The organism is Desulfovibrio desulfuricans, assembly GCF_024460775.1.
In the GTDB taxonomy this organism is placed as follows: Bacteria; Desulfobacterota; Desulfovibrionia; order Desulfovibrionales; family Desulfovibrionaceae; genus Desulfovibrio; species Desulfovibrio desulfuricans_E.
Window position 1 is genome coordinate 404,384 of the sequence record NZ_JANFYZ010000001.1, and the last position, 11,190, is coordinate 415,573.

The 11,190-nt window shown below is 59.0% G+C and carries 12 protein-coding genes; 5 read left to right on the top strand and 7 right to left on the bottom strand.

Features of this window, described 5'->3' with window-relative positions:
- Window positions 1–12 precede the first annotated feature (12 nt).
- From NE637_RS01665 to NE637_RS01680, 4 genes are all read left to right on the top strand, one after another.
- On the top strand, window positions 13–555 hold the full coding sequence (locus NE637_RS01665; protein ID WP_192111865.1) for an HIT family protein: 543 nt from the start codon (window positions 13–15) through the stop codon (window positions 553–555).
- Window positions 556–712: 157 nt separating this feature from the next.
- Window positions 713–1,153 carry a LapA family protein gene (locus NE637_RS01670; protein ID WP_192111866.1) on the top strand — a complete coding sequence of 147 codons (441 nt, stop codon included), beginning with the start codon at window positions 713–715 and terminating at the stop codon, window positions 1,151–1,153.
- Between the two features lie 110 nt (window positions 1,154–1,263).
- Complete coding sequence (mutS, locus tag NE637_RS01675; RefSeq protein ID WP_227117876.1) at window positions 1,264–4,017, top strand: DNA mismatch repair protein MutS; 2,754 nt, start codon at window positions 1,264–1,266, stop codon at window positions 4,015–4,017.
- Window positions 4,010–4,414, top strand: a complete 405-nt coding sequence (locus NE637_RS01680) for a DnaJ family domain-containing protein (protein ID WP_227117878.1) — start codon at window positions 4,010–4,012, stop codon at window positions 4,412–4,414. Before mutS ends, NE637_RS01680 begins: the two co-directional genes overlap by 8 nt.
- Before the next feature lie 129 nt (window positions 4,415–4,543).
- Here NE637_RS01680 and NE637_RS01685 read toward each other — a convergent pair whose 3' ends face one another.
- From NE637_RS01685 to rimI, 4 genes are all read right to left on the bottom strand, one after another.
- Window positions 4,544–5,599, bottom strand: coding sequence for a Smr/MutS family protein (locus tag NE637_RS01685; RefSeq protein WP_227117880.1), 1,056 nt, complete (start codon window positions 5,597–5,599; stop codon window positions 4,544–4,546).
- Window positions 5,600–5,679: 80 nt separating this feature from the next.
- Window positions 5,680–6,063 (bottom strand): preprotein translocase subunit SecG, encoded by a 384-nt coding sequence (secG, locus tag NE637_RS01690; protein WP_192111870.1) that lies wholly within the window; start codon window positions 6,061–6,063, stop codon window positions 5,680–5,682.
- Between the two features lie 51 nt (window positions 6,064–6,114).
- Window positions 6,115–6,879 carry a triose-phosphate isomerase gene (gene tpiA / locus NE637_RS01695; RefSeq protein ID WP_215647908.1) on the bottom strand — a complete coding sequence of 255 codons (765 nt, stop codon included), beginning with the start codon at window positions 6,877–6,879 and terminating at the stop codon, window positions 6,115–6,117.
- A gap of 14 nt (window positions 6,880–6,893) precedes the next feature.
- Entirely contained in the window at window positions 6,894–7,352 is a 459-nt protein-coding gene (gene rimI / locus NE637_RS01700; protein ID WP_225529810.1) for a ribosomal protein S18-alanine N-acetyltransferase, read from the bottom strand.
- On the opposite strand from rimI, the gene NE637_RS01705 reads away from it, so the two are divergent.
- Window positions 7,351–7,866, top strand: a complete 516-nt coding sequence (locus NE637_RS01705; protein WP_192111872.1) for an NUDIX hydrolase — start codon at window positions 7,351–7,353, stop codon at window positions 7,864–7,866. The two genes, rimI and NE637_RS01705, sit on opposite strands and share 2 nt — an antisense overlap.
- A gap of 130 nt (window positions 7,867–7,996) precedes the next feature.
- Here the strand turns inward: NE637_RS01705 and NE637_RS01710 are convergent, their stop codons facing one another.
- The 3 genes from NE637_RS01710 to NE637_RS01720 all read right to left on the bottom strand — a co-directional run bounded on the left by NE637_RS01710 (window position 7,997) and on the right by NE637_RS01720 (window position 11,090).
- Window positions 7,997–8,785 (bottom strand): inositol monophosphatase family protein, encoded by a 789-nt coding sequence (locus NE637_RS01710; protein WP_215647906.1) that lies wholly within the window; start codon window positions 8,783–8,785, stop codon window positions 7,997–7,999.
- 125 nt (window positions 8,786–8,910) lie between these two features.
- Window positions 8,911–9,936 (bottom strand): rod shape-determining protein, encoded by a 1,026-nt coding sequence (locus tag NE637_RS01715; RefSeq protein ID WP_215647905.1) that lies wholly within the window; start codon window positions 9,934–9,936, stop codon window positions 8,911–8,913.
- A 2-nt stretch (window positions 9,937–9,938) separates the two neighbouring features.
- Window positions 9,939–11,090 carry a GAF domain-containing protein gene (locus NE637_RS01720; RefSeq protein WP_225529811.1) on the bottom strand — a complete coding sequence of 384 codons (1,152 nt, stop codon included), beginning with the start codon at window positions 11,088–11,090 and terminating at the stop codon, window positions 9,939–9,941.
- Window positions 11,091–11,190: the final 100 nt, after the last annotated feature.

Genomic DNA, 11,190 nt, shown 5'->3' on the forward strand with positions numbered 1-11,190 from the left:
TACAAACCAACTATGAAACAACTATGGGCTCCATGGCGCATTGAGTACATTCTTGGCCCCAAGCCAGACTCCTGCGTGTTCTGCCTCCCCGAGCATACGGCGGATGACGAGCAGCGCCTGGTACTGCACAGAGGCCGTATGGCCTTTGTCATCATGAACAAGTTCCCGTATAATAACGGGCACATCATGGTGTGCCCATACCGGCACGTTATGCTGCTGGCTGACCTCAAGCCGGAAGAAACCCATGAAATCATGGATCTTTTACAGCAGTGCACGGTAATCTTAAAGCAGCACTTTAACTGTGAAGGCATCAATATCGGCCTGAACCAGGGGCAGGCAGCGGGCGCGGGCATTCGCGAACATCTGCACTTTCACTTGGTGCCGCGCTGGACGGGCGACTCTTCATTCATGGCAGTGTTTGACGAAGTGCGCACCATGCCCGAACACTTGAGCCGCACCTATGCGGCACTGAAACCGTATTTCACGAATGGCGCGGCCAATGGCAAGCAAGACCGCGCCGCTTCCACGCCCGGGCAGGAAGGTTGCGGCTCGTAAGGGCTGCATGACCTTGTGGCGGGGATTGTCTTTTTCGCAGGGGGCGACAAAGACCGGCTGGAGAGCGCGATGCTGTGCCCTCTTGGGCGATGCGGCATTCTCAAAAAGCCCGTGAAGTTTTTTTGAGATAGCTTTATTTAGCCTGAGGAGTATGTCTATGCGGTATATCAAAGTATTTTTGCTCGCCATTCTCTTTTTCCTCGCCCTTGTGTTCTTTTTTCAGAACCAGGGTGCGCTCTCCCAGAGCATGGTGCTCACGCTCAACCTGTTCTTTATTCCCGCCATGTCTTCCATCGCCCTGCCCTTTTATTTTCTGGTCATCGCGGCCTTCGCCTGTGGCGCCTTGATGACTCTGGGCTTTCTGGTGTGGGACAAGGTCAATCTGACCGCCCGCCTGATGAAGCAAAAATGGCAGATCAGCAGCCTTGAGCGCGAACTGGAAAAGACCAAGAAAAAGCTTGGCGCAGACACAGCTCGTGCGCAGTTCTTGAGCAAGAACGGCAAGGCCGAAGCCCAGCCCGCTCCTGTGGCCCCCGCTGCCGCAACTGCTGTTGCCGCCGAAGAATCACTGGTTCCGGATCCTGACAAGCAGCACTAGACTTTTCTCAATCCGCTTTGTGGCGCTGTTCGGCTGAGGGTCTGGGCAGCGCCATAATTTTTTTATGGCTGCGGTAAGCCGCAACCGTCACCATCACACCAAGAATTATTATGTCAGAAGCCCCCGTAAAACTGACTCCCATGTTTGAACAGTACATGGGCATCAAGGCCGAACACCCCGATGCCCTGCTGTTCTACCGTATGGGCGACTTTTATGAACTGTTTCTTGAAGACGCCAAGGTCGCGGCCCGTGAACTTCAGATTGCCCTCACCAGCCGCAGCAGGGACGCAGAAAACCCCATCCCCATGTGCGGCGTGCCGTGGCATGCGGTGGAGGGCTACGTGGCCCAGCTCATCGACAAGGGCTACCACGTTGCCATCTGCGACCAGACAGAAGACCCAAAGGCCGCCAAGGGGCTGGTCAAAAGGGCTGTTACGCGCGTTATCACGCCAGGCACAGTGCTGGAAGACGCCAACCTCGCCAGCAAGAGCCATAACTTTTTGGGTGCGCTGTGCCCTTCCGCCTCGGGGGGGGCTGGCGGCCTTGCCTGGGCAGATATTTCCACCGGTCAGTGGTCAGGCGTTGAGTTCAAGCGCGAGGCCGAACTGTGGCAGTGGGCGCAAAAACTCGCCCCGCGCGAGCTGCTGGTGCCGGAAGGGGTCGAGCCGCCCCAACGGTGCATTCTGGAAGGCATAAGGCTTGTGCGCATGCCTGCGCCCCAGTTTGACCTTAAACGCGCCACAGAGCGCGTTATAGCCGCTCAGGGGGTACGCGAGGCAGGTGCTCTTGGGCTGGAAGGCAAGCCGGAACTCATGCGGGCTTGCGGCGCGCTGCTGGTTTATCTGAGCCAGACGCAGATGCGCAACCCCGACCACCTCATGCCCTTTGCCCCCCTTGATCTTGGCCGCCGTCTGCTCATTGACGATGTGACCGAGCGCAACCTTGAAATTTTCTGCCGCCTCAATGGCCGCAAGGGCAAGGGCACCCTGCGCCATGTACTGGACGACACCATGACTCCCATGGGCGGCAGGCTGCTTGAAGACATGCTCCGCCACCCCTGGCGCGAGCTTGGCCCCATCACCCGCGTTCAGGACGCGGTGGCCTTTTTTCATGCGGACGATGCCCGCCGCGCCGCACTGCGCGAGGCTTTGAAAAATGTCTACGATCTGGAGCGCCTCTCCACGCGCATCAGCCTGAATCAGGGCGCGCCGCGTGATTTTATTGCCCTGCGCAACAGCCTTGCGGCCCTGCCGGATGTGTATGCCGCCCTGCAAGCGGCTGGAACGCCTTCCGGAGCGAACTCTGACACAACTTCCGCTCCTGCGGGTCAGATGCCCAAGAGCGTTGCCGATGTGGTCAAGTCGTGGGACAACATGCAAGACTGCGCGGCCCTGCTGCAAAGCGCCCTCGTGGACAGCCCCCCTGCGGTCATTACCGAGGGCGGCCTGTTCAAAACCGGCTATAATGCGGAACTTGACCGCCTGCTTGATCTGGCGGAACACGGCGAGCAGAAGCTCCAAAACATGCTGGCCGAGGAACAGGAAAAAACGGGCATCAGCAAGCTCAAGCTGGGCTTTAACCGTGTGTTCGGCTATTATTACGAGCTTACGCGCGCGGCCCACAGCGGCCCTGCGCCCTTCCATTTTATCCGCCGCCAGAGCCTTGCCAATGCCGAGCGCTTCACCACTGTGGAGCTGAAAGAGCTTGAAGAAGAGCTTCTCTCTGCCGCAGACAAGCGCAAGACGCTGGAATACTCGCTGTTTCAGGATTTGCGCACCCACATGGCCGCCCAGCGCGAACGCATCATCCACGCGGCGGATATGGTTGCCCAGCTCGATTACTGGCAGAGCCTTGCGCAGGTGGGCCGCACCAACAACTGGTGCAGGCCGGAGCTTGACGCGGAGGCCAATCTGGACATCCGCGAAGGGCGGCATCCTGTGGTTGAAGCCATGCTTGGCCGCGCCAACTTTGTGCCCAACGACTTTCGCCTTGATGCCGGTCGCCGCCTGTGCCTGCTCACAGGCCCCAACATGGCGGGTAAATCCACCGTGCTGCGGCAAGTTGCCATCATCAGCCTGCTGGCGCAGATGGGTTCCATGGTTCCTGCCAGCGCCGCCCGCCTTGGGCTGGTAGACCGACTGTTTTCGCGCGTGGGCGCATCAGACAACCTCGCCCAGGGCCAGAGCACCTTTATGGTGGAAATGATGGAAACGGCCCGCATTCTGCGTCAGGCCACCCGCCGCAGCCTTGTGATTCTGGACGAAATTGGCCGGGGCACCAGCACCTATGACGGCGTTGCCCTGGCCTGGGCCGTGGTGGAAGACCTCGCAAAGCGGGCTGGCGGCGACCTGCGCACCCTCTTTGCCACCCACTACCACGAACTGACCGCGCTGGAAGGCCGCATTGCGGGCGTGTTCACCATGAACATCGCCATCCGCGAATACAACAACGACATTCTCTTTCTGCACAAGCTGGTTCCCGGCCCTTCGGACCGCAGCTACGGCGTGGAGGTGGCCCGCCTTGCGGGTGTGCCCGGCCCCGTGGTGCAGCGGGCCAGAGCCATTTTGCAGGGGCTTGAGCGTGGGCGCGACAACGCCAGAAAAACCGTGGTTTCTGCGGTGTCTCTGCCGGGCCTGAGTCTGCCGGAGCCAGCAAAAAAAGAGCCGGAACTGCCGGAAATTGCCGCTGCGCCGCCGCGCACGGAACACCCGCTTGTTCTGCTGCTGCGCGAGCTTAATCCTGACGAACTCAGCCCGCTGGACGCCCTGCGCCTGCTTATGGAATGGAAAAAACTGTGGAGCGACAGCCCGGAATCTGCCCCGCAAACAGACGCCTTGCCGCCGGACGAGGATGCCCATGAGTGACGCCAATCCCTGGTCTGTCATCCAGCTTGTGGCGGAACGCCGCATTGAGGAAGCCCTGTCGCAGGGGGCCTTTGACAATCTGCCCGGCGCTGGCAAACCTCTTGAAATTGAAGACCTGAGCCATGTGCCGGAAGATATGCGCATGGCCTACAAGATACTGCGCAATGCTGGCTGCCTGCCGCCGGAGCTTGAGGAGCGCAAGGAACTGAACAGGCTTGTTGATCTGCTGGAGCAGTGCGAGGACGAGCAGGAACGAGTGCGCCAGATGCAAAGGGTGCGCTTTATGGTCACGCGGGCCAAAATGCGCTTTCAGCGGCCCATGCAGATTGAGCAGGATGATCCCTATTACGACTGCCTGCTGGACAGGCTGTCCGCCAATCCACGCAAGGCAGGCTGATATCGGCGGCAAGGGACATTCACCTGACCCCACAAAAAGCACAATGGCCGGGAACATCCCGGCCATTTTTTTTGCATTAAATCTGCAAGCCCGTTTCTACCACAAAAATAAAACTTCCCATGACCTGCCCTAGTACAGGTCAGAATCCGCAGGCATTCTTTCCCAGTAAATACGGCCTTTTTTGCGATACTTGCGCAGCAGCACATAGACGCTGCCCGGGCCTCCATCGTGCGGCTGGGCTGTGCAGAAGGCCAGCACCACCCGCTTGAAGGGATCCTGCGTCAGCCAGCTTTGCAGCTTTTCGCGCAGAACGCCCATGCCGTCAGGCGAATTGCGCCCACGGCCCGGCACCACCAGCACCGTGCGCAGGCCCTTGTACCAGCTTCCCTTAAAAAAACCGCGCAGAGCTTCAAATGCCTGCATCGCATTGAGGCCGTGCAGGTCAAGATGGGCCTCCGGGCTGAGGCCGCCAGCGCGGAGCTTGTTCAAAATCATCTGATCAAGGCCAACCACATGGCCCTCGAGGTATTCGTCAGAGAACGTCAGCGCAAACTCCAGCTTGCCATCCATGAAATCCTGAAGGCTCAGCTCGCCGTGAGGCGGTGGCGTTGCCGGGGCAGGAGCCGGGGCAACATCACGCCCGCCGCCAGTGAGGGGGCTTACCGTGCCCATGGCGGCAAGAAAGGCCGCAGCTTCGTCATCGTCCTCATGCTGAACGGGGCCAGATGCGGCGCTGGCAGGAGCCGCCTTGCCAGATGACGCCGTGCCAGGTGACGCATGGGCGCTCGGCGTCTGGGCCGCTCCCGGAGATGCCCCCACGGGTTTGCCAGCCTCCGGCGTTGTGCCCTTGGCCCTATTTTTTTTACCCTTGCCGCACTCTTCGGCCAGGGCATCGGCCATGCTGGTCAAGGCACCTCGTTCTTCCAGCGAAAAACCCGGATTTGCAGATTTGTGGTTGTTTTTGGCAGGGGTCACGCTGCTCACGGCGTTCAAAAACAGATCGCAGTCTTCATCCGAAACTTCAGCAACCAGCGTAGTGCCAGCAGACGCTATCACGCGTTTGCCCTTGCCTTGCCCGTGGTGCGTAGGTTTGCGCTCATTGCTGCCGTTTTTTTGCTTTTCGGGAAATTTTTTTGCGTTGAGCGCGCGGAACGGATTTGCCCCAAAGGCGTCTGCGTCAGACATAACGGCTCCACTCATAAGGTATGCGAATAAAAAAAGCCGCAGCACAGGCCGCGGCTTTAGCAGTAAAACAGGTGCTGCGCTTATTGAGCCGCAGGCGCCGGGGCCTTCTGCTCGGCAGGAGCAGCGGGAACCACAGGAGCCGGGGTCGCTTCCGCTCCGGGCGTAACAGCCGGGGCGGCGGGCCTGGGAGCAGCAGGCTCTTCAATCTTCACGTCAAGAATCGTAGACTGATTGGAAGGACGCGAGCTTGTCACGAGGGTGTAGCTGAGCGACGTGATAACAAAAATCACGGCCATCAGGGCAGTCAGTTTGGCAAGAATGCCGCCTGCGCCGCCGCTGCCGAACACAGAGCTGTTGCCACCGCCAAAAATCACGCCCATGCCTTCCTTGCCCGCCTGAAGCAGCACAAGAATAACCAGCAACACGCACACAATGATATGCAGCGTAAGAATGAGAGTCTGCACGAATTCCTCCTCGCCGTCCGGCCACTGCCCGATGGCGCGCCCGAAGTGGGGTTAGGCCCCGATAATTTGTAAGAAGCTTTGCGCTTCTAAAGACGCTCCACCTACCAGAAGGCCATCCACATTGTCAAGGGCCATAAGCCCTGCGGCATTGTTTGGCTTAACGCTGCCGCCATAAAGGATGGGCAGCTTGTCTGCGGTTTCACCCACAAGTTTTTTCAGCAAGGCCCGTGTGACCGCGTGGGCATCGAGCACTTCTTCCGGCCCGGCAACCTTGCCTGTGCCAATGGCCCACACAGGCTCGTAGCCAATGGCAAGCTTGCCCACAAGAGCAGCGCCGCGAAGGCCCTCGGGCATGGCCGAAAAAACAGCGGCAAGCTGGCGCTCAAGCACGGCGTTCAGCTTGCCAGCTTCGCGCTCGTCAAGGGTTTCGCCAATGCAGAACAGCACCTTGAGGCCGTGCTCAAGGGCAAAAATTGTTTTGCGGGCCACCAGGGCATCGTCCTCGCCCATGATGTGCCGCCGCTCGGAATGCCCGGTCAGCACCCAGCTTGCGCCAGCATCAAGCAGCATGGCGGGCGAAGTTTCGCCAGTAAAAGCCCCTTCTTCTGCGGGATAGCAGTTCTGCCCGCCCGCCGAAAGCGCCGCCACGCCTTTAAAGGCGTCCGCCACGCAGCTTATGGACGTAAAGGGCGCAAAAACAACCACATCCTGCCCCGCAGGCATATGCCCGAGGCCTTTGGCCAGATCGCTTGCGCTTTGGGCAGCCTGTGCGCGGGTTTTATACATCTTCCAGTTGGCGGCAAATATTTTTTGCATGGCGTCCTCAAGGATCAGATGGAACAAAGATAAATGAGCGCGTCTTCGCCAGTATCGGTATAATACTTTTTGCGCACGCCCTCTCGCTTGAAGCCGCAACTCTCATACAGACAAATAGCGGGCCTGTTGCCCACTCTGACTTCAAGCAAGATTTTGTTTATAGCCATTTTACGCGCAAGGCGCAAGACCACGCCCAATATACGCCGTCCGTGGCCTCTGCGGCGCTCATCCGGCAAAACTGCAAGATTGAGTATTTCCAGTTCATCCAGCGTGTGATATACTGATATATAGCCAATCAGCGCCTCATGCCGAAACATTCCCAGTGCCGAAAAAGCCTTTTGCCCAAAGGCGGCAGCGCACTGCTCTTCTGACCAGGGCAGAGGAAAACACTGGCGCTCAATCTCGTACATAGCGGCGGCATGCTGCGGCCCAAGCATCTGAAGGCGTTCGTCCCGCACTGTGGAAGCATTCATGAAAATCAGCCTTTATCCTTCATTAGGCAACTCTCCTGACTTGCAGGAGGTTGTGGATCACAACAATGTACCACTGTGCATCATGCGCGGCGAGGACATACTGAGGCAGAACCTGCGCCACCGGGCAGTGGGCCTGCTTGTGCGCGACCGCCTTGGCCGCGCCCTGCTGACGCACCGCCCTGGCCTTGGCTGGGGATTTTCGTCCTTCGGGCGGCTGCCCGCCGGGCAATCAAGCGAGCACAAGGCGCAGGAGCTGTTTAGAAACGACTGGAACCACGAGGGGCGCATTTTGGCGCTCGGCGTTTCCCCGCCGGGGCCGGACAATTTCAACGCCTTTGTGGCGCTGTATGAAGGCCGCATGCCCGCCTCGCTGGCTGCCACCGCCGTGCGTGACCCGGATCAGCACATGCTGGTCGATTATGACGAACTGCGGGGCATAGGCGTACACTTTGGCGAACTGCTTTCGCCCTTTTTGCGGCAGGCGGTGCAGGCTGGCCTTGTGCGCCCGCGCTGAGCTGCTTCACACGCCCTCAATTTACCCGTAAAAAGCCTGCCAGTTGAAAAACCTGCCCGGCAGGAGCGTAACTCGCTGGGCCTGCGCACACTTCGTGAACGCTCTGCTCAGGCCGTGCCACGCTGTGTTCTTATACGGCCGTGGGGCCAAGCAGATCAACAGCCTCCTGATGCACCAGCCCGTTGGAGGCCATGAGCACATCGCCAAAATGCAGGGCCTCGCCGCGCAAATTGGTCACCCTGCCCCCGGCTTCTTCCACCAGCAGCAGGCCAGCGGCAAAATCCCAGGGCTTCAGGCCTTCTTCATAAAACATATCCAGCCTGCCGCAGGCCACATAGGCCATATCCACCGCCGCCGCGCCTATGCGCCGCAGGCCCTGGCTTTTGGGCAGCACAAGGGAAAGGCGTTCCAGTATTCTGTCGAGTCGCCCGCTAAAGTCATAGGGAAAGCCCGTGGCCACCAGCGCATCTCCAAGGGTTTCCGCCTTGCTCACGCTTATGGGCGCGCCGTTGAGGTACGCGCCCTGCCCGCGCTGCGCGCTGAAGCATTCGTTCATCATGGGAATGTTGACCACGCCAAGCTCCACATGATCCTTGTTCCAGAGCGCTACCGAGGTAGCAACCTGCGGGATGCGGTGCACAAAATTGGTAGTGCCGTCCACAGGGTCGATGATCCAGCACAGGCCGTCCGGTTCCTTCTCGCTCTCGCTGCTTTCCTCTGCCATAAAGGCGGCGCCGGGCACAAGGTTTGCCAGTTTTTCCTTCAAAAAGGCTTCCACAGCCAGGTCGGTCTGCGTGACCAGATCAATGCGCCCCTTGTGCCGCACATTGCTGGGCTTTGCCCAGTGTTCACGCACGATGTCGCCGCTCTGGCGCACAATTTCCAGACATCCCTGCAAAATATCCTGTGATGCAAACATGGCTATCCCTTTGTGCGCAAGGCTGTGTATGCCACGCACAGACGCCGCAGGGCTGGTCGCCCCGCAGCAGATATTGTTTTGACAGATGGATTTCGCAACCTCCCGGCAAGAGGTGCGGGGCGCAGCTAGTTAATGAAGACCGAGTGGTAGAGTTGACGGTCAAGCATGGCGCGGGCCGTGCCGCGCAGCACGGTGGTCAGTGGGTCTTTGTCCACAAAAACCTTGAGGCGCGTTTCTCTGGCGATAAACTGATCCAGCCCCTTGAGCAGCGAACCGCCGCCCGCCATGAGCATACCGTTGCGGTAAATATCCGCTGCCAGTTCAGGCGGCGTTTTTTCCAGCGCGCGCATCACTGCGCCAAGGATCGCCAGCACAGGCTCGCGCAGGGCTTCGCGCACATGGCCTTCCGTAACCTTGACCACACGTGGCGCACCGCGCACCAGATCCTTGCCCGAAACTTCAAGCACCGGCGCATTGGGAATGGGCATGGCGGAACCAAGAATTTTCTTCACGTTTTCCGCAGTATTGTCGCCAACTTCCATGCGGAAAACATCGCGCATATAGCGTTGCACGGCCATATTCATGGCATCGCCCGCCACGCGCACAGACTGCGCATTGGCAATGCCCGCCATGGTGATAACAGCCACCTCGCTTGTGCCGCCGCCAATGTCAAGCACCAGATTGCCCAGAGGCTCGTGAATGGGCAGGTCTGCGCCAATTGCCGCGGCCATTGGCTCCTCGACCATAGCCACGTCGGCAGCACCTGCCAGAATGGCCGAATCGATGACCGCGCGTTTTTCCACCTGGGTGATGCCCGTTGGGATGCAGATGACCATGGAGGGCTTGACCAGCCGCAGCCCGGTAATGGCCTTGCGCACAAAGTAGGAGATCATTTCGCGGGTGATGTCGAAGTCGGCGATGACGCCGTCCTTCATGGGGCGCACGGCCTTGATGCGCTGGGGAGTGCGGCCCAGATATTCCTTGGCTGAAGCGCCTACGGCGAGAACAGAATTCTTGTGCGTGTCTATGGCCACCACCGATGGTTCATTGATCACAATGCCATCCGCCCTGGTGTAAAGCAGGGTGTTGGCAGTGCCAAGATCCATGGCAATGTCTTTTGACAAGAATCTGAAGAAACGCCGTAACATCATGTTTAGTATTCTTTTGTTGGCGGAATGGGCGCAGTGTCGGGGTCATAGGCCTGGGGGCCGTCGTTGTGCACCCGTGCTCGGGGCAACATGGTTCTGAGCCGCATTTTGAGATACAGATTTTCCAGGAACAGGGCCAGATGATCCACAGACTGACGCACAAAACTGCGCAGGGATTCGTCTATCTGGCGGGGATTGGTGTGCGCAAGGCAAAGTACGCCGCGCGTGCTCTTGTTGACCATAACCGGCATGCAGATGGCAGCCTGAAAATCGGGCATATCCGGTAGTTTGCCAAACAGCACAGTGGCGGGCGCGCCCTCAACGCCTTCAGCGATCACCGGCTGATCGTTGCGGAAAACCCAGCCTGTTATGCCGCTGCCCATGGGCAGGATAAGCGGTTCTTCGCCGGTCAGCAGCAGGCGGGCTGATTCGCTTTCAACGCAATATGTTTCGCCCGGTTCGTCCACCGAGGCAAAGGCGCAGTAGTCAAAACCCGTAGCTTCAACCATGATGCGCAGGTAGTTTTGCAAAAACTGGGGCCAGCGCTTGTAGCGAAAGCGCAGATCCTGAATAACGGACAATTCCGCAAAATAACGCGGAATATCCCCGGCAAGCTCCTGCCGCCCCGTGGAACCCTGCTGGCGCGAGATCAGTTCTGCAAACATTTGCAGGATCTTGTGGTCTTTGTCTGAAAAAGAGTACTGCCGCTTGCTGTCAACGCAGAGTGCGCCGCCAGTGGGCACGGGGCAGCCCATAAAGGCCTTGATATTGGCCTCTTCGCCACCGGTGTAGTAGCCAAGGTTGCTCTGGCGCTGGTCAAAATTCGGCACAAGCAGAGGTTGCCGGTTACGAACAATCCAGCCGACAAGGCCCTTGCCGGGCAGCACCGATGCGTTGGACGCTATCCTTTCACCCAGGCTGAAGGCAGCCGCAAGGTGGTGCGCTTCGCCTTCTTCATCAGGCAGAAAAAGGACTACGGAATAAGCGTCAAAAACGCTGCAAACGATGCTCAGAATATGCTTTTCAACAGAGTTGGCGGTCATGGGCACATGGGGTTGAGGTGATGCCGCCCACAGGCGTGACGGCTCTCGGGTAACGCATTTCTTGTAGCAAAGGGCCTGCGCCGCCGCAACTTCTTTTGCGCTGCTCGTGCTCATTGTTCCGGTGCTGAGGCCTTTGCCGGCAGCGCCTGCACCCCTGATATCGGGCTTGGCAGCCCCGGTTGATGCCGTTTTTCGGGGAACCTGCATCATTCCC